This is a genomic window from Nostoc sp. C96, from assembly GCF_059384975.1.
In genome coordinates this window covers 136,163-160,983 of sequence record NZ_CM182020.1, presented here as the reverse complement: position 1 = coordinate 160,983, position 24,821 = coordinate 136,163, and the positions used below count along the sequence as shown (strand labels likewise).

Annotated in this window: 18 protein-coding genes; 12 read left to right on the top strand and 6 right to left on the bottom strand. The window is 40.2% G+C overall.

Going from position 1 to position 24,821, the window contains the following annotated elements:
* Window positions 1-290: 290 nt before the first annotated feature.
* Entirely contained in the window at window positions 291-1,934 is a 1,644-nt protein-coding gene (locus AC504W_RS00670; RefSeq protein WP_494875715.1) for a purple acid phosphatase family protein, read from the top strand.
* 336 nt (window positions 1,935-2,270) lie between these two features.
* On the opposite strand, the gene AC504W_RS00665 is transcribed toward AC504W_RS00670, so the two are convergent.
* A complete protein-coding gene (locus tag AC504W_RS00665) occupies window positions 2,271-3,005 on the bottom strand; it encodes a DUF1995 family protein (RefSeq protein ID WP_494875714.1) in 735 nt (244 codons plus the stop codon).
* Window positions 3,006-3,092: 87 nt separating this feature from the next.
* Complete coding sequence (locus AC504W_RS00660) at window positions 3,093-3,947, bottom strand: oxygenase MpaB family protein (RefSeq protein WP_494875713.1); 855 nt, start codon at window positions 3,945-3,947, stop codon at window positions 3,093-3,095.
* 106 nt (window positions 3,948-4,053) lie between these two features.
* Between AC504W_RS00660 and AC504W_RS00655 the strand changes: the two genes are divergently transcribed.
* The 4 genes from AC504W_RS00655 to AC504W_RS00640 all read left to right on the top strand — a co-directional run bounded on the left by AC504W_RS00655 (window position 4,054) and on the right by AC504W_RS00640 (window position 6,586).
* On the top strand, window positions 4,054-4,659 hold the full coding sequence (locus tag AC504W_RS00655) for a TetR/AcrR family transcriptional regulator (RefSeq protein ID WP_494875712.1): 606 nt from the start codon (window positions 4,054-4,056) through the stop codon (window positions 4,657-4,659).
* Window positions 4,646-5,035, top strand: coding sequence for a tautomerase family protein (locus AC504W_RS00650; RefSeq protein WP_494875711.1), 390 nt, complete (start codon window positions 4,646-4,648; stop codon window positions 5,033-5,035). The genes AC504W_RS00655 and AC504W_RS00650 overlap by 14 nt, the downstream gene beginning before the upstream one ends.
* A 124-nt stretch (window positions 5,036-5,159) precedes the next feature.
* A complete protein-coding gene (locus AC504W_RS00645) occupies window positions 5,160-5,828 on the top strand; it encodes a glutathione S-transferase family protein (protein WP_494875710.1) in 669 nt (222 codons plus the stop codon).
* A gap of 116 nt (window positions 5,829-5,944) precedes the next feature.
* Window positions 5,945-6,586, top strand: a complete 642-nt coding sequence (locus AC504W_RS00640) for a hypothetical protein (protein WP_494875709.1) — start codon at window positions 5,945-5,947, stop codon at window positions 6,584-6,586.
* A 34-nt stretch (window positions 6,587-6,620) separates the two neighbouring features.
* On the opposite strand, the gene AC504W_RS00635 is transcribed toward AC504W_RS00640, so the two are convergent.
* Both AC504W_RS00635 and AC504W_RS00630 read right to left on the bottom strand, forming a co-directional pair.
* Complete coding sequence (locus AC504W_RS00635; protein ID WP_494875707.1) at window positions 6,621-7,589, bottom strand: CHAD domain-containing protein; 969 nt, start codon at window positions 7,587-7,589, stop codon at window positions 6,621-6,623.
* 384 nt (window positions 7,590-7,973) lie between these two features.
* Window positions 7,974-8,378 carry an NIL domain-containing protein gene (locus tag AC504W_RS00630; RefSeq protein ID WP_494875706.1) on the bottom strand — a complete coding sequence of 135 codons (405 nt, stop codon included), beginning with the start codon at window positions 8,376-8,378 and terminating at the stop codon, window positions 7,974-7,976.
* Window positions 8,379-8,486: 108 nt separating this feature from the next.
* On the opposite strand from AC504W_RS00630, the gene AC504W_RS00625 reads away from it, so the two are divergent.
* Together AC504W_RS00625 and AC504W_RS00620 are read left to right on the top strand one after the other, a co-directional pair.
* A complete protein-coding gene (locus AC504W_RS00625) occupies window positions 8,487-9,074 on the top strand; it encodes a thioredoxin family protein (RefSeq protein WP_494875705.1) in 588 nt (195 codons plus the stop codon).
* A gap of 380 nt (window positions 9,075-9,454) precedes the next feature.
* The gene (locus AC504W_RS00620; RefSeq protein ID WP_494875704.1) at window positions 9,455-10,591 is read left to right on the top strand and encodes a glycosyltransferase family 4 protein; all 1,137 of its coding nucleotides are present in this window, start codon (window positions 9,455-9,457) and stop codon (window positions 10,589-10,591) included.
* A gap of 176 nt (window positions 10,592-10,767) precedes the next feature.
* Here AC504W_RS00620 and AC504W_RS00615 read toward each other — a convergent pair whose 3' ends face one another.
* Window positions 10,768-11,043 (bottom strand): MoaD/ThiS family protein, encoded by a 276-nt coding sequence (locus tag AC504W_RS00615; RefSeq protein WP_494875703.1) that lies wholly within the window; start codon window positions 11,041-11,043, stop codon window positions 10,768-10,770.
* A gap of 67 nt (window positions 11,044-11,110) precedes the next feature.
* On the bottom strand, window positions 11,111-12,415 hold the full coding sequence (gene thrC / locus AC504W_RS00610; protein WP_096582227.1) for a threonine synthase: 1,305 nt from the start codon (window positions 12,413-12,415) through the stop codon (window positions 11,111-11,113).
* A 504-nt stretch (window positions 12,416-12,919) separates the two neighbouring features.
* Here thrC and AC504W_RS00605 point away from each other — a divergent pair.
* The 5 genes from AC504W_RS00605 to AC504W_RS00585 all read left to right on the top strand — a co-directional run bounded on the left by AC504W_RS00605 (window position 12,920) and on the right by AC504W_RS00585 (window position 24,805).
* Window positions 12,920-15,469, top strand: a complete 2,550-nt coding sequence (locus tag AC504W_RS00605; protein ID WP_494875702.1) for a beta strand repeat-containing protein — start codon at window positions 12,920-12,922, stop codon at window positions 15,467-15,469.
* 24 nt (window positions 15,470-15,493) lie between these two features.
* Window positions 15,494-16,048, top strand: a complete 555-nt coding sequence (locus tag AC504W_RS00600; RefSeq protein ID WP_494875701.1) for a hypothetical protein — start codon at window positions 15,494-15,496, stop codon at window positions 16,046-16,048.
* 120 nt (window positions 16,049-16,168) lie between these two features.
* Window positions 16,169-17,692, top strand: coding sequence for a hypothetical protein (locus AC504W_RS00595; protein ID WP_494875699.1), 1,524 nt, complete (start codon window positions 16,169-16,171; stop codon window positions 17,690-17,692).
* Window positions 17,693-17,695: 3 nt separating this feature from the next.
* Entirely contained in the window at window positions 17,696-21,340 is a 3,645-nt protein-coding gene (locus AC504W_RS00590; protein ID WP_494875698.1) for a TonB-dependent receptor, read from the top strand.
* A gap of 255 nt (window positions 21,341-21,595) precedes the next feature.
* Complete coding sequence (locus AC504W_RS00585; RefSeq protein WP_494875697.1) at window positions 21,596-24,805, top strand: lamin tail domain-containing protein; 3,210 nt, start codon at window positions 21,596-21,598, stop codon at window positions 24,803-24,805.
* Window positions 24,806-24,821 lie beyond the last annotated feature (16 nt).

The window sequence follows — 24,821 nt, the reverse complement described above, 5'->3', positions numbered from 1 at the left end:
CCGCAACGCACTGGCTCCCCTACGAGGGAAGGGGAGCAAGATTAACAGCCTCTAACGCCACTTGCTACAATGCGGAAAACCCACGCAACGCAGTGGCTCCTCCTTGCAGGGGAGGGTTTTCAAGAATAAGTCGCACATCGCTTCATCTATGGTCACAAAGTGAATAACCGCGCACCTGCATTTGTCGCAGAACATTCCAACCAGGACAAATCATGAAATTTCTCCAGCCTGTACTTCTGTTTGTTCTATGCTTTACCTTAGTAAGCGTGCATTCATTTGGGCAAACCATTATGACCGCAGCGCCGCAACTGTTGACAGATCCATTTTTGCAACTGCCAACTGCAACCTCAGTCAGAGTAGTATGGTTTACTGAGTTTGTAGGCAAGAAACATACAGTTGCTTACGGTGAAAATTTGCAGCAAATTGCCAAAGCGACGACGACTAAACTCAGCCGCACGCGAGAAGACCAAAAATCACGAGTTGGGAACCAAACCCAAGATGGACAAGTTTATCAACAACCAACCAAACGTGATGTTTGGCGACACGAAGCTGAGGTGACAGAATTAACGCCAGGGGTGCGGGTGAATTACCGAGTTACCAGTGAGAGAGAAGATGGCGCAGCTGTTAGCAGCGATGTTTTTACCCTTGCAGCTAAACCTGAACCTGGTACACCGCTAAAAATTCTCTTAACTTCCGATCATCAACTCAAGCCAATGACTGCTGCAAATCTACAAAAAGTTGTAGAAACCGTGGGGCGAGTAGATGCTGTGTGGTTTGCTGGTGATTTAATTAATGTGAGCGATCGCGCCTCGGAATGGTTTGATGATAATCGGGGGAATGCGTTATTTCCTGGTTTGCAAGGTCGTGCTAAATATGAAATGCAGCATGATGACGTGAAAGTTACTTACACTGGCGGGCAAATTATTCAATATGCACCCATGTATAGTTGCGTTGGTAATCATGAAGTCATGGGACGCTTTGCCAGAACAAACAGTTTAAACGATGAATTTAATGATACATTTCCCCGTGCTGTTGCTCAAAAACTTTATAGCGGCAAATCTCTAATAGATAATTCTTTTAATACAACTACCTACGAAGAAATTTTAACATTACCTCAAAGCAAAACAGGTGGAAAAAAATATTATGCAGTGAGTTTTGGTGATGTGCGTTTAATAGTTTTATACATCACAAATATGTGGCGCACTCCCAAGTTAGACGAAAAATATCCAGGTAGATATCGGGAAGCAGACAAAGATTTAGATAATCCTGAAAATTGGGGTTACGGGCAAATAATTTATGAGCCAATTGCCCAAGGTAGTACACAGTACAATTGGTTAGCAGCAGAACTCACCAGCCCGGAATTTCAACAAGCAAAATATAAAGTGGTGATGTTCCATCATCCGCCCCATACCCTAGGCGATAATATTGTCCCCGCCTACACTGACCCAGTGCAAATTATCGATCGCAATCAACAAGATAAAATTACATCTGTGCGTTACGAATATCCTCACAATGCCGACTATATTATTCGTGATGTTGTCCCCCTACTAGAAGCTGCTAATGTGCAGTTAGTATTTTATGGTCATTCTCATTTATGGAATCGCTTTATTAGTTCTGGGGGAATGCACTTTTTAGAAACATCAAATGTTGGTAATACTTATGGTGCAGCTTGGGGTGACAGAAAGCGAGAAGTTCCCACAGGTTATCAAGAGAAATATGTTGCCCTGGGCGATCCTAATGATTTAGAACCAGTAGTACCAAGCATTGCACCACTATTAGGTGATGATGGTAAACCAATGCCTTATCTTGCTAGTAATAATATTACTGTTTTTAGTATCTTCGATACAGCTACAGGGCAAATTAGCAGTTACCTGTTTGATACGCGTAAACCAGATTCAGAAGTTATGAAATTTGATGAATTTCAGTTGAGATAAATAGGAATTATAGCTATTCCTAGTTAAGTGACGCACAGAACTAATGTTTTTTAACGCAGAGGGGCGCAGAGTCAAGCGCAAAGTTGAGGCAGCGCGCTCTTGGGGGTTTCCCCCATGAGCGACTGCCGACGCAGAGAGAGGTTGCCAGGAGGGTTTCCCTCCAAGCAAACTTCGGTGGGTTTGCCTAATTTTATGAGCAATGTATTCAGTACCTCAGCAAATTAGGAAATGCTATATGCACAAAGATTGTCTGATAAGAGTGTCAGAGCTTTTAACATTTATACCCTGACACCTCATCTCAAGCCTGAATTTTTCGCTTTCTTACGTAAGTCCTAACTAGCTACTCAAAGCTTTGATAAATCGTTGTAAGCTCTTAAACATACTGGGTTTTTTCATGGGTGTAGCGTCAGTTGATGTTTGCCCTTGTCCTTGCATCAGCAGATAATCTATATCATCACCCGATGGTTTTTTGGGTAGTTCGGCAATTTTTTCCCAAGTTTCGCCTTTTTGGACTAAAACTTCCCATTGTCCGGGATAGCAGCGAAAGACCGCGGTGCTGTCATCAACTGGACGCAAGTAATAACAAGATTCAATGGTATTGAGAAAACGCTCCCGAATTTGTCTAGCAGCGTAACCAATACCCACAGTACCAGAATCTTCTAGGCGTGGGTTCAACATCACCAAAGGGCGATCACCAATAATTTCACAAACTTTTTCCAGTTGGGGAATTTCCACAGCACTGGGGGAAACAAATAAGAAAATTTCGTCTTCTGGTTGAATTTTAGATTGAATAGAGGCAGCCCTACCTGTACCAATATCCAGAATTTGAAATGCTGCATCTACCCAATCACGACGGGCTAAGGCTGCACCACCAGCATCAGCAAAGAACACTTTCAACCGTGACTCGTATTCAGCAAATAATGGCAGAAATTGTTCCGCTACAGGCATTTGTTTGAGTTCAGGGAACAGCAAATCAACTTGCACACGGGTGTAACCATCTGCTAAAGCGGCTTTTGTGGCTTCGCGGGCTTGAGCGATCGCATCTTCAAGAGTATCAGGAAGTTGAGTCATAGTTGATATCGAGTCTGAGAAATTGCATCACCAATGCTTAATTTTTACAGTTTTACCGCCCAGCGATCGCTTGTTCAACCATAAACCTCACTTACCTTTGTCATCTGGCCCTACATTAGCTATCTCGTAACCATTGGGATAACTGGGGATGGGAGAATCAATATAAAAATTAGTCTGAGTTCGGGGTGGGAGCAAGTGCATTAATCTGGCGCGAAATTTCAGTATTTTGACCATATTAGAGCGCAACAATGGTGAAGGGTGTTCAAAACCAAAGGCATCAAGCATTGTCTCATCAAGTAAAGCATAGATGATTGGTTTTAAGGGTTTTTCCATCCATCGAGGAAACCAACTCAAAAATAAACCTAGAGTTGCTTCTCCAACACGGCGGTTTGTGTCGGAATAGCGAAAATTTTCGCGTTCGTAGTCTAGTTTATAGCGTTCAAACTCTGCGTAGGTTTCGGGAATATTTTGAATCTGCATCCGTTTACCTACTTCCCGCCAAAAATAAAAGCAAGCTAATTTTTCTTGTTCGCACATCAACCGCCAACCAAAATTGGCATTCCAGTGGATAGGATCGTAAATAAAGGTCGAAAGTACATATAAAAAATCGGCGTTATCAATCTTAAAACGTCCGTGGATGGCGTTCATCCGTTGTAATGCTTGTTTACCGCGATCGCTCTCATAACCCCACTTGACAATTTCTACCAACAAAATCGATGTGTCATCATAGCGTTTTTGCGGGCGCTGATAAAATTCTTTGGTCTTATCCAGTAATTTAGACATACTGGGAACGCAGTAAGTTCGCATTAAGGCTATTTCGAGCGATCGCTGCATTTCCCACGTAAATTCATAACCCGACATCAGGTGATATATCTGGCTATGGTCTTGTACTGGGTCAAGTTGCTGAATCAGATTCAGGTTTTGATAACGGTTGGAAAGCATAATTCATAACCATGACTGTATTTATTGTTAATCATCTTTGTCTGTATTGATTTCCAACTATCAATTATGTTATCTTTTATCAGACCAATCGGTCGGTAAAGCTTTTATGTCTAAAGGCGAAGAAACAAAAACTCGAATTCTTCAACAAGCGGCGGAACTGTTTAACCAACAAGGATATGCGGGTTCGTCTATTTCGGATATTATGCGTGTTACTGGATTGCAAAAAGGAGGAATTTACAATCACTTTTCTAGTAAAGATGAATTAGCACTCCAAGCCTTTGATTTTGCGATCGCTCTTGTCAGTCAGCGTACAAGAGCCGCAGTCCGCAATAAACATCATGCAATTGAACGTTTGGAAGCGATTATGGAAGTATTTAGCAGCTTTGTCGAACAACCACCAATTAAAGGTGGTTGTCCACTGCTGAATACAGCAATCGAGAGTGATGATGCTCATCCAGCATTGCGCGATCGGGCGCAACAAGCAATGAATTCTTGGCGTAACTTAATTACTCAAATTATTACCAAGGGAATTGATAGAAGTGAAATTCGCCCTGAAGTAAATGCTGATGAAGTCGCAACTATTATGATTGCCACTTTAGAAGGCGCAATTATGATGAGTAAGTTATACGACGATGTAATTCATATCCAAAGAATAATTACTCATTTGAAACAGTATATAACCACTAATCTTAAAAACTATGGTACAAGTTAAAATATATGGTTTGGCTGATAAACTTAATCCAATTAAATCAGAATTATCTCATATTATTCATACTTCCTTAATTGAAACTATACAAGTTGCACCTGAAAAGAAATTCCAACGTTTCTTTCCACTGGAACAAGAAAATTTTTATTATCCTAACGATAGGTCAGAAAATTATCTTGTTATCGAAATTATCATGTTTGAAGGACGCTCAGTTGCAACCAAAAAAGAGCTAATTCGCAAACTTATAACAAACATTCATGAAACTTTTAGAATCTCTGTTAACGATATTGAAATTACCCTTTTTGAAACGCCAAAATCTAACTGGGGTATTAGAGGTACAACCGGAGACGAATTAAATTTGAACTACAAGGTAGAAGTTTAAATTTATGCCTAAGTGATAAATAAAAATACAACTGCCCATAATTATCTAGCTAGATTAGATAATTATTAAATTTTTTTGACTAACTACAAACCGTTCGGTCTTTTATCTTGAGGAAGATTACCTGATGTTGAAGTTTTACTACAACCCTATTTCCCCCAATGCGCGGCGTGTATGGCTAACTTTGCTAGAAAAAGAAATTGCTTTTGAGCCGATATTGATGAATTTAGATGGCGATCAATTACAAGCAGAATTTTTAACCGTTAATCCTTTTCATCATATTCCCGTGCTAGTTGATGATGGTTTACAAATAGTCGAATCTCTAGCAATTATGGACTATTTAGAAGCAAAGTATCCGACACCTTCACTCCTACCTAGAGAGCCGCAAGCTTTGGCAAAAGTGCGAATGGTACAGTATGTGACGGCTAATGAATTATTTCCCCAAATAGTCTCATTAATTTATGAAAGTGCAGACTCACCGCAATTTCTTCAAGCCAAACAGCATATAGATAAAGTGCTGTTATTTTTGACAGAAGTATTGGATAATACTCGCTATTTTGGCAGTGAACAGTTAACTTTAGCAGATATTGTTGCTGGTATAGCTGTGTCTTCCTTACCCAGTTTAGGCATTAACTTGATTAATTATCCCAAGATAAATGAATGGACTGAGCGACTGATGCAACGTCCAGTCTGGCAGAAAACAAAATTGAGTACAGAGGATTTTGAACAGTTCAAGCGGCGAGTCAGAATTTTAGTAAAGTTGCGTAGGCGCGAGTTAAATCGGGGAAAACGATGATTTGGAGATGCGATCGCTATTTTATCAGGCTAGTCTGACAGACTGCATAAACTCATAACCCCAAACCTATTGATTGAGTGAAGGGATGAAACACTCACACCAAAAGGAAAACAGTTATGAAAACACATATTTTATTGAGCCTTGCTTGTTCTCTGTCTTTGTTTGGCGCAGTTATATCACCTGCTCATGCTCAACAAGTCCCAACTGTAGAACCTCAAGCACAAGCAGTCAGTTCCGAAATCACCATTCCCCAAGATACGGCAATTATCGTTTCTTTTCCTGCTACTGTTACCGTAGATGTGGGAAATAAAAAAGATTATCCTCTAACTCTTCCTTTAGCTAGTGCAATTAAAGATGCTCAAGGTAATACTCTCGCTCCTGAAAATACCCCTGTAAGTATAGTTTTGCAACCAAAAGAAGGGGGAGCAAAAATTGTGGCACAGTCTCTAGTAATTAACGGACGAATTGTCACAATTAAAGCCGCTAGTCAAGTTATTCCTGGTACTACCATTACTCATAAGCGAGCTAATGATAAAGCAGTTGAAAATGGTTCTGTTTGGGGGCGAATTGGTGGTAGTACTTTAGGCTTTTTAAGCCAAGGAGATCCTGAGCAATTTGATCGAGGAGCCATGTTAGGAAGTGCTGTGGGATTGCTGACCGGCTTGCGTTCCGCAGAAAATACCCGGATTGTGCAAATTCCTCAAAGCAGTGTTTATGTCTTATCCCTTGAGGCTCCTATTAGTTTAAATCCTCATTAATGTCAGAAAACTACAGCAAAATAACTGGAAAATTTTAAACTGATTGCAAGATAGCTAAACGAAAATTATGCCGATTTTCAACCAGCAAATATTTTTCTTGTAATGGTTGCCACTGCTGCCATAATTGGTAACGATTTTCTGCTAATAAATTCGCAAGTGTGGGCAGATGAGTATTAAATTCTGACTTAAATATATCTGTCAGCCACTCACCCATAACTACACTGTCTTGAATGCTCCCTAAAATGTCTTGTATGCTTTTGATTTCTGCAAGATAAGTTGCATAAGATTCAGGATATAAGTCAGCAAATAACTCCATTTGATAACGCATACGTTTTGCTTGTTTGCGTAAGTCATGAATGGTATCATCTTTACTAGTTAAATGTTGGTCTATTTTTTCGGCTTTCCAATCACTGCGAATCTGCACTTCCGACTCGACAATTTGAGTTCCCACTAGCCATCCTGGATGTAGAAAGAAAATACTAACTTCAGGTAACAGTAAATCTGGTAGTACTTGCTGAATTGGCAGAGATGCTAAAGATTGATAACTGGGTTTTTCTAACCATTCTTCTAAGGTTTGCTTAAAAGATTTATAGTGGTCATCTTTGAGTGTATTCAACACATCAGCTAATGCAGCTTCTCGCTGTTGTTCTAAAGCATGAAATACTTTATGGAGAGATTTATTTTCTTTATTTGGTAGTTTTGGTTGGTAGAGCTTCTCTAAATTTTCTTTGAGTACATCTAAGTCCCGTAAGCTACCAAGACGACGAGCAATTTTACCAATGTTTTTATCACTGGCTGGCTTTGGCAAATTGAGTACTAAATCAAATCTACTAACTGCGGTGCGGAGGCGGCGCATCCCAACACGCATTTGGTGTAGTGCTTCGGGATCTTCATCTTTTTTAACAGTTTTTTCGTATTTTAAAGTTTTACTAAAATGCTTTTGAATCGCTTGGTAAGCGTATTCTCCTAGAGTTTTTACTGTGGGTTTTGTAGCTATTTTCATAATTAATAGCAATTAGATACTGAGTTGGATTATTGCATAATAGCATTAGTTAAAAATGTATATCTATCTTTTGATATGCTTTTTAAACTTACAGTTATGGCAATAGGTGTTTATGTTAACATTAGATATTGATTATTTGTAACAAAATATAATTAAAACTTGCCTCAAAATTGAAATATTAGCTATTAGGAATAATTTTAATTATCTATGGAAATTTATTATTTTGCTGTCAACAACCTCAAGACTTAAATTTGCAGTTTAATTGACTGAATCAATAAAAATGAATGACACAGCAAGATAACTTGCTATGTCATCAGGAATAAATAACTAAAAGTTTTATGAGAAATTTAATATGAAATTTGGGATGATAATATTCTCATTAGCTTAAAGGTTGGTAGAAATCGCTTGTACAGGACAAGTCGGAATACACTGTTCACAGACAATACAGCGCGATCGCGTGAATGTTAACTTATATGTATCTGGGTGCAGACTCAGTGCTTCTGTGGGACATACTCCAGTACACAAACCACAGTCAACACATATATCTTCATCAATGGCAATTTCTCCCAAACTCGAAGACACACCAATATGGCGCGATCGCATCCATTCAATTGCTGCATCTAACTGATCGATGTCTCCCGATAGTTCCACCACCAGTTTACCGATTTGATTGGGGGCAACTTGGGCGCGGATAATATTGGCAGCTACATTAAAATCTTTTGCCAGTACATAAGTTACAGGCATTTGAATGGCACGCTTGGGAAATGTTAGGGTAACTCGTTTTTTCACAGGTTTAACAGAGACTTGTTGAGGTTTAAGCAAGCAGAAGCTGATATACAAAGAGAAAGCGATAAACTAGCATAGTGGCAATAGTTAATCAATATAAATAAATTTGCTATGACGACAGAAGCACCCGTTAATTCTCCCGCCAAGCCGGAATCTAAATTTGGGGCGCGTTTGAGAAACTTCTTAATTGTAATAGTAGCGATCGCCCTTAGCGTTGCCCTCTTCTTAGGGTTAAGAACTGAAAGTAATTCCATTTCCGTTTCAGAGTTGGGTAAAAACTCTACCCCTCTAGATGTTGCGTTGAGTAACGGTAAACCATCCATAGTTGAGTTTTACGCTGACTGGTGTACTGTCTGCCAAAAAATGGCACCAGACATGGCACAACTAGAACAGCAGTATGCCGATCAAGCTAATTTTGTCATGCTGAACGTAGATAATAACAAGTGGTTGCCAGAAATGTTGAAATATCGTGTAGATGGCATTCCCCATTTTGTCTTCTTAACTAAAGGTGGAGAAAGCATAGCCCAGGCGATCGGTGATATACCCCGTACTATCATGGGCAATAATATCGAAGCATTAGTGGCTGGTACACCTTTACCTTATGCCCAGGCAAATGGTAAAACTTCTAAAGTTTCCACACCGATTGCACCAAAAGGCCAAGATGATCCTCGCAGTCATGGTAGTCAAGTAGTCAACTAGTTGTGTTCATCTAAATTTTGAAAAATAGTGTGAGACTATTAGCAAATTCAATTTACATAATCATTAAAATGTGTTAATAATTTGCTCAACAAAACTCTTCCTGTTTTGTTCGCCTAGATTCTCACCAGCAACAAATCAACATTATTTGAGCATATTTAACTTTTCACTATAGAGGTGCTTGTGATTGCAGGCATCTCTATAGTTTTTGCATTGTTATTATCAGCATATTTGCTTGTTTTTATTTCAACCTAGTCTTGAGGTTATTTTTTACTTGTTGTATGTATCTAGTATTAAATACAGCAATAGTACTATAATCTTTGCTTAATCAACTAATTGATGTGTTTCCTCACCTTATTTGCTTGGGTTTAAAAACTTAAATTTTGTCAATAATTCCTTGTAAAAATATGCGATTAGGAATCAAATTTTCTCCTCCAACTAAAATAAAAAGTGGTAGTGCTTATACTTTTGCTACTAACTTAATTCCTATTTTGTATAAACAAAATCCTGATCTCAAAATATTTACAGCAAGTCCGCAGGTATTTTCTGAACTAGAAGGCTTATTCATTAACTATACAGAAAATCCATTTTGGCAATCATCTCCTACAAAAAAAATCGCTTCTTGGCTATACCAACAAGTTACTTTAGAAAATCACCTAATCCAGGAAAAAGTAGATGCTTTATATTGTCCTTTTAATTATGAATCTTTATTCTGGACACGTAAAATACCTCAAGTAATTACTGTTCATGACTTGATTCCTTTAATGTGGCAAGAAGATTTTAAGGCAACTTCAACTCTTTGGAAATATCTTTATATTCCAGCAATTAAAAATGCCAAAGCTATTATTACAGAATCAGAAAATACCAAAAGAGATATTCTAAAATTTTGTAATATTTCACATGAAAAAATCTTTGTCATTCCTATAGGATTTACCTTTAAAGAAATTAAATCAGAAGATTGTAGCTACAAACAAGAGCCTTATATACTTTATGTTTGTAGCACTCATTATCCTTATAAAAACTTACCCAAATTATTTACAGCTTATCAGGCAATTCATCATAATATTCCTCATAAACTAGTCATTGTTGGTAAATCAATAGCACGATTTACTCCACAAATTAAAGACCACATTTCCGAATTGGGTTTGTCAGAAAAAATAGTTTTACGAGAGAATCTTTCGGATACAGAATTAGCAATAATTTATAAAAATGCTGATTTGTTTGTTTACCCCTCGCTTTATGAAGGTTTCGGTATACCACCTCTAGAAGCTATGTCTTATGGTGTTCCTGTTATAGCTTCGCGTGTAGCATCCATACCAGAAGTGTGTGGAGATGCTGCTTTATATATTGAGCCTCATTCTGTGGAAAGTATAGCGGATGGTATTATTAAAGGACTAACTGACTCTGATTTAAGACAAAAGCTAAAAATAGCAGGGCAAGAGAGAGTTAAATTATTTAATTGGGAAACCTCTGCTGAGAAAATATTAGAAGTTTGTCAAATAGTGAGTCAATCAACTTAAGACTTTAGGAATAGAATTTCCACTTATCTTCTACACCAACATAAATAAACCAGTAGAATACCTTCAGATATTCTACTGGTTTCAACAAAAGCTCTGGATAAACAAGGAATGATTGAAAATAGTTTTGCGCTATTTTATTAAAGACATCTTATTTGGCAAATTTAGATATTGTTGGCTTAACCGCCTGCAACAGCGGGGACAATACTCACTTCGTCACCATCTTTCAATGGTGTCTCTGTTCCATCTAAAAAGCGAATATCTTCGCTATTTACATATAAATTTAAAAAGCGTCGTGGTTGTCCTTGTTCATCACACAAGCGAGATTTGATACCAGGACAGTTTGTTTCTAGAGAATCGAACAACTCAGAAATATTATTACCACTGCATTCTATAACAGCTTTATTATCTGTAAACTTTTGGAGAGCAGTAGGGACTAAAACAGTAACAGCCATATTTGAAGTGTGAAGTGTGAAGTGTGAAGTATGAAATCAAGCTTTTCAGCTTTTACCCTTAATAACTTTAAACTAGAACTTGTTGCCATTCTAAGCGGTCAAGGGTACGAGAACGTTCTAGCGCACGTTCAAAGCTATCGAGTTTGGCATCAATTGTCAACGGTTCGCCAACGTAACCTTGAACTGCTTCTTGGGTTTTCAAACCATTACCAGTGATATAAACCACAGTGGTTTCATCTGGATCAATTTTGCCAGCTTCTACCAATTTTTTCAGCACGGCTACGGTTGTACCACCAGCTGTTTCTGTAAATATACCTTCGGTTTCTGCCAACAGCTTGATGCCTTCAATAATTTCTGCATCAGTGACTGATTCTATATTACCGCCTGTCTTCTTAGCAATTTCGACAGCATATACACCATCTGCGGGATTACCAATTGCGATCGATTTAGCAATTGTATTTGGTTTCACAGGTTTAATGAAGTCGCGGTCTTCTCTAAATGCTTGGGCGATGGGAGAACAACCTTCAGCTTGTGCGCCGCTGAAGCGAACATTTTTACCTTCTACCAAACCAACTTCTACAAATTCTTTGAAGCCTTTATAGATTTTGGTAAACAGCGAACCAGAAGCCAAAGGCGCAACTATATGATCTGGGAGTTCCCAACCGAGTTGTTCTGCAACTTCAAAGCCAAGGGTTTTAGAACCTTCAGAATAATAAGGGCGCAGATTGATGTTCACAAAGCCCCAACCATGTGTGTTTGCAACTTCCGAACACAGGCGGTTTACTTGATCATAGTTGCCTTTGACAGCCATAAGAGTAGGACTGTAAATCAAGCTGCCTAAGACTTTACCTGCTTCTAAGTCGGAGGGGATGAAAACGCAGCAGTCTAAACCTGCATGGGCTGCGATCGCTGCGGTAGAATTTGCTAAGTTACCAGTGCTGGCACAAGATACTGTAGTAAAACCTAACTCTCGTGCGCGAGACAGCGCCACAGATACCACCCGATCCTTGAAGCTGAGGGTGGGCATGTTGACGGCATCATTTTTAATGTAAAGCTTGTTGAGACCCAGGCGACGCGCCAAACGTTGGGAACGCACCAAAGGAGTCATCCCAGTTCCCACGTCAATTACATTGTCAGTTGCAACAGGTAAAAATTCACGATAGCGCCAAATTGAATTTGGCCCAGCTTGAATTTTTTCGCGGCTCACACTCAGGCGGATATTGTCATAGTTATATTTCACTTCCAACGGCCCAAAGCAAAACTCACAAACATGACTGGCTTTGAGTTCGTATTCCGCGCCACATTCCTTACACTTCAAAGCTTCTAAGGTGGCTGTGGTTGTTTGGGTGTGTGTGGAGGTTGCCTGAGTCATAGCGATCGCTTTCCCTGTTTGTCCATCAACTGTCGCTTGATAGTATCACGAGTAAAAATACCAGTCAAACATACCCGACAAAAATAGTCGGATATGCTTGAGCCATCTAGAAATTTCTTGAGCAAGCAAAAACCTATTTTTTCATTGTTGATGAACACTCAGTATTACGATATTGCCATATTAACGAAGTATAAAAAATTAGATTTGTCTTAATTATGACTTAGTAAAAAATACTGGATACCTTTGAGTATGAATTTTTGGTATCCCAGTATTTCGACTGTTTTTTAATTCCAGAGGCTTGATTTAAGGTTGTTATTGTTACGCAACATTGGTGTAACCAGTAATAGCCAAAGTGTCGGTAAATTAGACGGAATCTAAGTAAAATCTGTAACTCATAACAAATTAGGATTACATCACATTCAGTATTGAATAATTCAATTCCAGCATTTATATCGACTTTCACCGAAATTAACCAGATTGCACCGTATTGAGCGACTACACCCAATGAAATCTCGTTATCAAATTAAAAAGCCTAAAAACTGCATATTTCGCAATACTTTAGTGGTAACAGTATTTTTAGCTAACGGGTTTTTTTTGGTCTCCCCAGGGTTAGCTCAAACTACGCCAACCGCAGCTGGTTCAACTATTGACAACCAAGCGACAGCCACCTACGAAGACCCTAATAATCCCAATGTACCAATTAACAGTACTTCTAACACCGTAACTGTTACCGTCGCGGAAGTAGCGGGGATATCTGTTGTTGCTGGGACACCTGAAGATGATAACGGTGGAAGTGTCCAAACAGGCGATATCATATATTTTCCTTTTACCATTACCAATGTTGGTAACGACCCAACTAGATTCCAAATTCCCACCCAAGCTGGGATTACAGGCCCAGGTACACAAGGCACAATACAATACAGTACCGACGGTGGAACAACATGGACAAATGTTCCCAATGGAGGCTTCACCACCTCTTCCATACCTGTTAATGGAACGATACAAGTACGAGTACCAGTCACAGTCAATTCAGGTGTAACATCAGGTCAAACTATCAAAGTTACTCTAGGGGAAACTAACCCGGCTGAAACCGCCACTAACTCACCACGTAGCGGCTCAGTTAATGATGCTAGAGATATTTACACGGTAGATAACCTAGATGGTACTCCTGTAGAAGTTCTAGGTACACCTGCTAATGGAGTAGTGGAAGGCAGCGCCTCAGCCAGTATCACCATTAATCCGAAAAATTATTCTTTGGCTACTATACTCAAAACTCGTGGTACTTATAACAATCAAAATACTCTCGGAGATATCACAGACGATACCATCAACTACAACTTGAGTTTACAAGTTAGATCTACTGATAATACAGGTCAAAACATCACGCCTTCAGCCCTAGCAGGTTCCGTCATCCCTGGTCTTTCCGGCACAAATATCCTAGTTTCCGATGCTATTCCCGCTGGGACACAACTAGCAGTTGCACCAACTGCTCCCAGTGGATGGACTGTTGTTTATTCCACTACTGCTGTCAGCACATCAGCAAATGCAGCCACTTGGACAACTACAGCACCTACTTTATCTACAGTCACTCGTGTTGGTTTTATTAAACCCACTACAGATGGTAATCCAGTCACTTACCTTGCTGCGGCGGATGCACAATTAACTTCATTCTCCATTCAGCTAAAAGTTAAAAACGGAGAGACTCCACCTCTCACCATAGCCAACATCGCCCAAGTATTTGGTAAAACACCAGAAACAGATGCGCCTGTGTTAGATGAGTCTGGTGATCAAAATCCCAGTAACTTTAATGGAATTTCCGGTAACATGACACCCCCATCAAATACAGACACGAATGGAGATGGTGTACCAGATCAGTTACCACCCACTGTACCTGATGGTTATATCAATAACCAAACTGATTTGGAAACAACGGGAACTGATACTGCTGGTAACAATACTGGTGATAGTAATAACACAACCGCCAACTCTGGCGGTGAAGCCAACGTTTTCACACTCGACGCTGTTTTACTGCTCAATGGGCCTAACGGTTCTCCCGAAGCAGTAGGGCCGAGTAATAACAATGATGACTTCACTAATAAATCTTCTGATGTTCCTGCTAATACAACTCCAGGTTCAACATTTGATCCAGACCCTGTGACTTTTACTAACACCATTAGGAATACAGGAAATCAACCAGCCAATATTTCTTTATTACCTACACTACCAGCTAACCCAAATGACTTGCCTAACGATACAGTTGTGACTATATCTGCTAACAATGGTACAACGTCTGCTACTTATAAATACAATAACGGTGTATTTACGTTTATAAGCGGCACTGGTATTGTAGGAGGAAACCCAGTTAGTGCCACAAATCCTGTACGCATTGATGGAGTAACATCAAATGGAACGGCTAACTATACTGTCACTATTGACTTACCTACAGATACTCCACTTTCCACCGATCCTGGTATTGAACACGGTTTCCCTGTACCAATTACAGCATTTATAGACACTGATGGGGATGGTTTGGCAGTCGATGAGCGAGCGACAAACATCACAATTAATCGCGTCTACACTGGTTTCTTGCAACTCATCAAACAGTCACGAGTTTTACAAGGAACTGGCCCAGCCGTTCAAGGTACTGATGGGACTTTGAGTACAACACCAAAAAAACCAGCACCAGGAAACATTATTGAGTACGTGATTCAGTACAAAAATATTTCTGAACAACAGCCTGCGAGTGGTAGCAATAATGTCATTTTGAATGCTTCCCAAGTGGTGATTACAGAAGATGGCACTGTAACTCCGAACAATTGGGCAAAAGATAATGATGGCAACGCTGCAATTGATACTAGCCATATTTCTGGATCAGCGCAAGATTCTGGCGGAACAATAACATTCTTTAGTGGTAATCCTGCTACTACTTCTGCTACTAACACTACTAGCGGTACTACTGTGACTACCGATGTTACTAAATATGTAGACACCGTTAATAGTACTGTTCCTCCCGGTACGACGGGAACCTTTACCTTTCAACGCAAAGTTAACTAATAGTAATTGATCAGGGTGACTACAATGAAACAAATTTTGATGATGGGAATAAGGGCAAGTTTATTGTTGACTACAGCCTTATTTATTAGTAATTTACCAGATGCTTGGCAAATTAACAGAGCAGTTGCCCAAAACCCTACAAAACAACAGGCTTTAAAGTTAGTTTTAGCAGCAGAAAAGCAAGTATTAATTAAGGATGAACAAAGCAAGCTAAAAATAACATGGCAAGCTTTGAATGATAAAGCAACCGTCAAACCAGGAGATATATTACGCTATACCTTGACTGGTGAAAATACAAGCGATCGCCCTCTCAAAAATTTAAATCTCAATCAACCTATTGCCAAAGGTATGATTTATGTTTTGAAATCAGCTACTTTTACTGGTAATGCCAAAATTAGCTACAGCATTGATGGCGGACGCAGTTTTGTAGAAAACCCCACAATTAAAGTTAATTTACCTAACGGCAATATCGCAACTCAACCTGCACCAGCCAAGGCTTATACACATATTCGCTTTTATAGCCCAGTAATTGCAGCCAATAATACACTCAAAGTCACCTATCAAACGCAGGTACGTTAAACAATAAATCAAAAAAATTTAGGTTGGAGAATTCATCACTTTTTTATTGTTTAGCCTTTACAACTCAAATATTAATTTTTAGAATGTAAATCCATCTACTAAAAATAGCATTTCAAACAAATGAAGTTAGTCAGTATTGCACAAAAGCAAAAACAGATTATTTTTAGTAGTAAATGGCAACATAAATTGTCTAGCATTATTCTGGCAATTAGTTTCTTATCTACCAATTTACCTTTCAAAGCAACGGCACAACAAGCAAGTAATAATATTGTTAACCAAGCTGGTTACACTTATACAGATTCAAGTAATAATAAGAAATATCAAGGAATTTCTAGCGAACTGCAACTATTAACTGATATTACTATTTCCAGTAGCAAATCAGGCAGAATTTTAGGTTGTGCTGGCACAACATTGTCTGACTATACAGGTTTTTCAGTAGGTTTATATGAAGCTGACATTACTGATCCAACAGGTACAGAATTAGGCAAAATAGTATCTTTAATTCGCACAGAGCTACCGGATGTTCCAAATAATAATCTGCCTGGTGGACAAACCCCAAATATTGAAAATTCTAATCCTTTTTTCTTGAGAAATAGTCCAGCAGGTGTTTACAATCTGCTGCTTGATCCAAATAGAGGGCAAACTGAGGTTGGTAAAACTTACATTTTGGTAGTCAATCCACCACAAAATTCCAGTTACCAACAACGGCGGATTAAAATTCAGATTACTGGTGTTGATAGCACTAATAATAATGTGAAATATGTAGCAGCTTCTTTGGATGGAGAACCTTTGAATAGTACGGGTGCAACCAGAGTTGAAGACACATTAGTTATGGTTGCAAATGCAGAAGTTAACCAACGTAGTTTATTAGCTTTGGCATTTACAGCTAATTTATGTACAGCACAGCAATTACAGATTATTAAAACAGGCGATCGCGCCACGGCGGAACCAGGGGATACAGTTATTTACCGCATATCTGTGAAAAACTTATCTGATTCTGGTTTAAATAACTTAGTTGTTACTGATAACTTGCCTTTAGGCTTTCATTTCATTAACAAATCTGTACGCGGTGAGTTGGATAGTCAAGCAGTTAACATTACCACAGAGCGCAATGGCAATACAGTTACCTTCCGTACAGATGTGATAATTCCATCTCAAAAAGTGGTGAATATTGCCTACGCTGCCCAACTCACACCTGATGCAGTGCGGGGGACTGGTCGCAATAGTGCGATCGCGCGTGTACTCAGAACTGACAATAACTTAGCTGCCAAGGATGGCCCAGCAACTCACCAATTAGTCATTCGTCCGGGGATTGTGGCTGACTGCGGCACAATTATCGGTCGTGTGTTTGAAGATAAAAACTTCGACGGTGAACAGCAAAATGGTGAACCAGGAATTCCCAATGCCGTAATTTTCTTAGAAAACGGTAATCGCATCACCACAGATCCCAATGGTTTGTTTTCTGTTGCTAATGTTTTGCCAGGCAGCCATACAGGAGTACTCGACCTCAGCAGTATTCCTGACTATACCTTAGCTCCCAACCGCAAATTCCGCGAACGCAATACGCAATCTCGCTGGGTGCGTCTAGAACCTGGCGGCTTAGTCAGAATGAACTTTGCTGTCACCCCCAGCAGGAGTAAATAAAGTATGAAACCTCAACTACACGGTGTAACTACCTTTAATCTCAGGCTGATGGGTGCTGTAGCAGGTGCAATCAGCGTTGTTTTGTATCCGGCTGTTGTTAAAGCCCAAACATTCCTTCCGCAAACAGAAAATAGTCTCCAGAATCAGTTTCCCTCTGCTTCTACCTTAGCCGCAGCAGAGCATCAGACTTCTGTGAATACATTTAGAGAAGTTGATGAACTTTCTCAGCCAAATCCTTTGTTACAAGACAATCAGATTGATAGTTCCTTGCCAGATATTAACGAACTGACCGCGGTTGAGCCTACTGTCACAACAACCGGCATACAACCATTTCAACCTGCAACTGATATTCAAATTCCTAAAAACTTACGTAAAATTGCGGCATCTGTAGACAATCAAAATACAACCATCAAAATTCTTAACCCATCTACTGATAGTGTTGTAGATATTCCTGCGGCTAACGTGAGTGTGCAATTTCCTAGTGGTAGTCAGATAGAATTGCGCGTCAATGGCGTATTGGTAGATTCTTCATTAGTTGGACAAACAGAAACTGATAGTCAGACCAATTTAGTCACACAGACATGGTATGGTGTCTCACTCCAAGCCGGAGAAAATATCATCTCTGCACAAGAAGTTGGAAAACCAGAATCATCTGTAAAAGTAAGGATAATAGTGCGGAGTGCGCCAAAAAAACTCACACTAGAAACAGTAGAAGCGCGTATTCCTGCTGATGGACGTTCAACTGCAACTATCCGTGGTGAATTAATAGATGAAAATGGCAATCGCTCTAACCACGATGCTGTTGTGACTTTGATACCGACGGCGGGAGAATTAATCGGGAAAGACTTCAAACCTGATGAACCAGGATTTCAGGTAGAAGCGAAGGCTGGGGAGTTTACCGCCACATTGCGTTCTGATTTAAAAGCCCAAACAGTCCGTATTCGCGCCACAGCCAATGATTTAGAAGCTTTTACCCAACTGCAATTTGAAACAGCCTTGCGTCCCAGTTTATTAACTGGCGTTATCGATGTCCGTTTAGGTGCGAGAGGTACAGATTATTACAGTAGTTTTCGAGATTTTGTCCGTCCTGACAAAGATACCAGCACTCAATTAGATTTTCACTCAGCGATATTTGCCACAGGTGCAATAGGCAAATGGTTATTTACAGGTGCATATAACAGTTCCCGCACTCTCAACGAAGATTGTAACTGCGACAACCGTCTATTTAGAAACTACCAATTTAACGAACAAAATTATCCTGTTTATGGTGATAGTTCCAGAACTGATGTTGTTGCACCTTCCATTGATAGTGTATTTTTGCGATTTGAACGTACTTCTAAAACTCCCAATGCTGCTCCTGATTATTTCATGTGGGGTGATTATGATACAGAAGAGTTTGCCCGGACATCCCAACAATTTACTTCTATCACTCGTCAATTACATGGGTTTAAAGCCAACTATAACTTTGGGAATCTGCAATTTACAGGCTTATATGGCAATAATCTAGAAGGTTTTCAAAGAGACACCATTGCACCTGATGGTACGAGTGGTTATTACTTCCTCTCTAGAAGGTTAGTCATCGCTGGTAGTGAAAATGTCTTTCTGGAATTAGAAGAACTAAACCGTCCTGGTACGGTATTGGAGCGTAAACAACTCAGTCGTGGCCCAGACTACGAAATTGATTATGATCGCGGTACATTAATTTTTCGTGAACCGATTCTTCGTACAGATATAGATAGTAATGGACAAGTCTTAGTCCGACGCATTGTAGTGAGCTATCAATATGAAAGCCAAGATTCTGACAGTAATATTTATGCAGGTCGATTACAATATCATTTCTCCCGCGGCTTGAACCAAGAAAGTTGGTTAGGTGCGACTTTCGTCCAAGAAAATCAAGGAGTACGGGATTTTCAACTGTATGGTGCAGATGCACTGATTTCTTTAGGTAGTAATGGCAGGCTAATTGCTGAATATGCTCATTCGATGAATGATTCAGAAGTGATTGGTAAAGTCAGTGGTGCAGCTTACCGTCTAGAAGCTGAGGGACAAATTAGCAATGCTATTCAAGGACGTGCTTATTATCGATTTGCTGATACAGGCTTTGCCAATAATGCCACCATTAGCTTTGTACCTGGACAAACTCGCTATGGTGGACAAGTCACAGCAAGACTGTCACAAACAACTAACTTTCGGGCGCAATACGACCACGAAGATAACTTTGGGATTGCACCCCAACCGCTAGACACTTTTGAAGAACTATTTGCACCACGTTCGGAAGCTACACCAGGGAGTAAAGTTGATAACTCTTTAACAACAATTTCCGCTGGGATTCAACAACGCCTAGGTAAGGCTACGGTTGATGTTGATTGGATTCATCGCCATCGAGAAGATAGGATTCCAGTGAATGCGTTAACAAGTGATTCTCATCAGATGCGATCGCGTCTGACTTTTCCCATCGCCAAAAACCTGACTTTCGCCGCCCAGAACGAACTCACCCTATCTTCCAGTGCAGATACTGTTTATCCAGACCGTACCATCTTGGGTTTGAATTGGGCTGCTATTCCTGGTGTGAATATCAGTCTCGCTCAACAGTTTTATAGTAGCGGTCAACAGAGTGGGAATTCGATCACCAGTTTAAGCATCAATGGTGAACATAAACTCGGCACAGATACAACTTTGACAGCACGTTACTCAATTTTAGGAGGTGCTAACCAACTCACAACTCAAGGGGCTATTGGCCTAAATAACCGTTGGACGATCGCTCCTGGTTTACGATTGAATCTGGCTTATGAACATGTATTTGGCAACTTCTTCAACCGCACTGGCGCAGGACAACAATACTCCCAACCTTTCACAGTTGGTCAAGCGGCTTCATCTATTGGGTTTGAGAGTGGCGATAGTTACAGCGCTGGCTTAGAATACAGTGATAATCCTGAGTTTCAAGCCAGTGCGCGTTATGAACATCGGACTTCTGCTAGTGGCTCTAATACAGTAATTTCGGCAGCAGCCACAGGCAAAATTTCCCCAGCACTGACAGCGTTAGCACGTTATCAACAGGCAAACTCAGCTAATCAAAAACTCACAGGCTTGGGTGATACAGTGAACCTGAAATTGGGTTTAGCTTACCGTGACCCCAGTAATGATCAATTTAATGCTTTGCTGCGGTATGAATACCGAGAAAATCCAGCGGTGATTCCTGACACGATTTTGTTAGGTAGTGGTACAGGCTCTCAAGACCATACTTTTGCTCTAGAAACCATCTATGCACCCAACTGGCAATGGGAATTTTACGGTAAATATGCTTTGCGTAACAGTACATCTTACCTAGCCAACGATTTAGTAGGCACTAGTACCGTTAACTTGGGGCAATTGAGAGCTACATACCGCTTGGGATACAAGATGGATTTAGTAGGAGAGGCGCGTTGGATAGGGCAAGGTAATTATAGTGAAACAGGCTTTGTTGTCGAAACTGGTTACTACTTATCGCCTAACCTGCGTTTAGCGGCTGGATATGCTTTTGGGAGAGTTGATGACCGAGATTTTTCCGGTGTGCGTTCGGCTGGTGGCCCTTATTTGGGTTTAACGTTGAAACTCAACGAATTATTTGAAGGTTTTGGACAGCAGAAAATCCCGCCACCACAGCGTTAGATGCGAGAAATCTAGCTTTTTCCCAGGAAATTTTGATTTTTGGTATTTATGTTAAAACTGATACCAATCCTAATCCAAAATCTAAAATCCAAAATTGTATGAGGTGGTAGATTTAGCGAGACTTTGGGAAATCTAAAAGCTAAAGACTTGGTAAATGAGTTAGTTATTTTTCGCCAATAGTATTTCTGAGTATACCGGGAATTTAGTGGTGCGATCGCGATCATTCAATCGACATCAGGAGCTAATAACACAGCAATGTATTTACTGTACAGACGAAAATGCTATCAGAGATTATTCAACAGTTTAGGATTATCACTATTAGCCCTGAGTGTTTGCTCGCAAACTGTCCGAGCCGAAGGAAGCCGCACACTTTATCCTAATGGAGCTACTGGTAATCGAGCCAACATCGAATGGCGTAATAGTACTTATGGTAATTTAGTACAGCGCCGCACTTTACTCAAAGTTTACGCACAGGCTGGTGAATATATTCTCATGGGGTCTTCCGCGGTCAAAGTTAATAGTGGCAATATTCGGGTATTTAATCCTGGTGCTGTTACAGGTTCCGTTGGGAACGAAAATATTCCTGCTGCGGGTTCCGAGGCTTTTAGCTGTGCTGCCCAAACAGGAGCAAATACAGGTAAGATTACTAGTCGCGCTCTAGAGTTAGCCGGGCCGCGTTCTGCTGATGGTACAGGTAACACCAGTGGTTATATACCTTGTGTTTATCAAGCACCAACAACCGGCGTTTATACTATCGTTTTTTCTGGCCCATCAGGAGAAAACTCTAACAACGAAACAGCCTCCACGGGTGATATTGAGTTAACTAGTGCCGACAATTTTAATAGTAAGCAAACTACCAGTGTTGCAGCTTGGGATGTCACAGTCCGCAGCAGTGCAAACTCAACAACAGATATCAACGGCAGGTTATTCACTTACTATTTTGCCTTTTTTACTGGTGATAACGGTCGATATCTCAATTTTCCCGTTTATCCAGTCACGACCGATGGCTACCAATACGAAATCAAGCTCAGAGGTACAGACCCAAATGGATTCATTCTTTACGGCAACCAGGTAGGATTTTATGATAGCGATGGTAAGACACCCCTCTATCATGATGTTCTGGCAAAAGATAATACGCTTAGTCCGCTAGAAGCAGGAACTAGCTTATCGCGTCCACAATATGCCACCTTTTTGAATCCTTTAGATACTCAAGCACTGTCATCTATTGATCGCTACAGGCCAGATGGCACGTTCGATGGTACTGGTGTTCCTCTTATACCTACCGTACCCAGTGTAGATAGTTTGAATTTTCTAGGTACAGCCAGTGGAAATACAAGTTCTTTAGGTACAGGCGGTACTTTTACTTTTAACACCAACATCACAGGTAACTACGAAATTGTTATTAGTAGAGATGGCTCAGATTTTGACCCCACTAACAGCCAAAACCGTGTGCTGAGAGGTGTGATGAACACATCCGGCCTACAGTCTGTTAGTTGGAATGGTAAAGATAATAGTGGTGATAATTTCCCAGTAGGTACTAATTATCAAGTCCGCGTCAAAGTTCATGCAGGTGAATACCACTTTCCTTTACTGGATGCAGAGAATAATTTTTCGGGTGGGCCGACCATTACAATGCTGAACAGCAGTAATCCCTTGGGAAATACCACTGTATTTTATGATGACCGCGGATATACAACCATTGGTGGGACAAATGTTGGTGTTCCCGGTAGTGTACTTTGTGGTATTGGTCAACCAAACCCAGCTTTTAGCAACCCGATTTCTGGGTTTAATAGCAGTAACAACGACCGGAAATTTGGTCAGCTCGGTAACAATGGTAACACCAATGTAAAATGCACTGGTTCTTTTGGTGACGCGAAAGGACTAGATTTATGGACTTTTTATCCCAGTAATACGGAAACAACACCATTAAATATTATTAATTTTGGTACAACTATCTCAGGCACTTTATATCAAGATAGCGATCGCGGAGATGATTTTGATCCTGGTGAACCAACTTTACCAGCTGGGATTAATGTCAAACTAATCAAAACTAGTGATAACTCTGTTGTGACGGTGACTAGCACAAAAGCAGATGGTACTTACAGCTTTACTGGTGTGATAGATGGTAGTTACAAAATTCAAGTTGATACCACCAATAGCAACATTCCTGTGGGGTTTTCTTTGGGTACACCTAATGACCTAGCAGTTACCGTCTCTGGAAGTGCCATCACCAATCAAAACTTCGGCTTTGATGTTTACAAAGTCTCGCCTCAAGCGGGCAAAATCATTATTAATGAAGTGTTATATAACGAAACAGGATCAAGTAGCAGTGCTAGTACAAATGATGAGTTTATCGAAGTTTATAATGCTTCTTCCTCAGCTGTTGACTTGAGTGGTGTAAAATTAGCCGATGGCAATCTCATTGTTAATAGTGTTGAGACTACAACAAATAGCTTTAATTACACATTTCCCAGTGGGACAACTCTACAACCAGGACAATACGCCGTTATTTGGATAGGTTCTAATCAAACCAATAACCAAGCTCCAGACGCAGCTTTTCAAGCTTGGTTAGGGTTTTCAACTCGACTGACTAACGGCGGTGATGATGTCTGGTTATACGATAGCCAGAATCAAATTATCGATTATGTTGCTTATGGTTCTGGTAATGCAATCAGCACACCTCCACCAAGTTCTCTCAATATTTGGGACAGTACTTATCAATCGAACCTGGCTAATGCTAGTGATGCTCAGTCGATTAGCTTAACCCGAAATGGTAATGATACTAACACCAGTGCTTGTTGGGAACAAACAACTAGTGGTAACGCCAGCAGTAGGTGTCCTAGCTATCTACCAACTAGAGATACAGATAATGTAGGTACTAGAGTCACCAGTGTGGGTGTTAATAATAACGGTAGTCCCAAGGTACTGCTAGTGAAACGCATTACCCGCATTAATAGTGACGATTTAAACGATAGTGTAGATGGTGCTGGTACTGATGATAATGATTCTAAATGGCCGAGTGGTTACTTGCGAGGCAAGATAAATGCTACTGGTGTCAAGCCAGGAGATGAGGTGGAGTACACTATTTATTTTCTCTCTAACGGTAATAGTAGTGTTGCTAATGTAAAATTCTGTGATTTAGTTCCAGGAAAGACTACTTTTATTCCTTCAGCTTTTAATGGTCAAACGCCTAATGATGGTGGTTCAGGAGGAAACCAAGGTATTGCAATGGCAGTTGGTTCTACTACACCAACTGTTTATTTTAGTAATGCAGCAGATTCTGATCGCGGAGCTTTTTACACAGCGAATGATTCATCTACGCCTACAAGTTGTGGTAGTAATACAAATGGGGCTGTAGTCGTCAATGTGACAAATTCTAGTCTAACTAGCTTACCTGCGGCAACTGGACAAGGTACACCTACTAATTCTTATGGTTTTATTCGTTTCCGTGTCAAGATAAACTGATCAAGTTTTGCGCGAT

Bases quoted from the DNA above. Each gene is read 5' to 3' on its own strand.
- AC504W_RS00600 (WP_494875701.1), top strand. From the start codon at position 15,494: ATGAAACAAATTTTGATGATGGGAATAAGGGCAAGTTTATTGTTGACT.
- AC504W_RS00655 (WP_494875712.1), top strand. From the start codon at position 4,054: ATGTCTAAAGGCGAAGAAACAAAAACTCGAATTCTTCAACAAGCGGCG.
- AC504W_RS00670 (WP_494875715.1), top strand. From the start codon at position 291: ATGACCGCAGCGCCGCAACTGTTGACAGATCCATTTTTGCAACTGCCA.
- AC504W_RS00595 (WP_494875699.1), top strand. From the start codon at position 16,169: ATGAAGTTAGTCAGTATTGCACAAAAGCAAAAACAGATTATTTTTAGT.
- AC504W_RS00640 (WP_494875709.1), top strand. From the start codon at position 5,945: ATGAAAACACATATTTTATTGAGCCTTGCTTGTTCTCTGTCTTTGTTT.
- thrC (WP_096582227.1), bottom strand. From the start codon at position 12,415: ATGACTCAGGCAACCTCCACACACACCCAAACAACCACAGCCACCTTA.
- AC504W_RS00665 (WP_494875714.1), bottom strand. From the start codon at position 3,005: ATGACTCAACTTCCTGATACTCTTGAAGATGCGATCGCTCAAGCCCGC.
- AC504W_RS00605 (WP_494875702.1), top strand. From the start codon at position 12,920: ATGAAATCTCGTTATCAAATTAAAAAGCCTAAAAACTGCATATTTCGC.
- AC504W_RS00615 (WP_494875703.1), bottom strand. From the start codon at position 11,043: ATGGCTGTTACTGTTTTAGTCCCTACTGCTCTCCAAAAGTTTACAGAT.
- AC504W_RS00660 (WP_494875713.1), bottom strand. From the start codon at position 3,947: ATGCTTTCCAACCGTTATCAAAACCTGAATCTGATTCAGCAACTTGAC.
- AC504W_RS00590 (WP_494875698.1), top strand. From the start codon at position 17,696: ATGAAACCTCAACTACACGGTGTAACTACCTTTAATCTCAGGCTGATG.
- AC504W_RS00645 (WP_494875710.1), top strand. From the start codon at position 5,160: ATGTTGAAGTTTTACTACAACCCTATTTCCCCCAATGCGCGGCGTGTA.
- AC504W_RS00650 (WP_494875711.1), top strand. From the start codon at position 4,646: ATGGTACAAGTTAAAATATATGGTTTGGCTGATAAACTTAATCCAATT.
- AC504W_RS00635 (WP_494875707.1), bottom strand. From the start codon at position 7,589: ATGAAAATAGCTACAAAACCCACAGTAAAAACTCTAGGAGAATACGCT.
- AC504W_RS00625 (WP_494875705.1), top strand. From the start codon at position 8,487: ATGACGACAGAAGCACCCGTTAATTCTCCCGCCAAGCCGGAATCTAAA.
- AC504W_RS00585 (WP_494875697.1), top strand. From the start codon at position 21,596: ATGTATTTACTGTACAGACGAAAATGCTATCAGAGATTATTCAACAGT.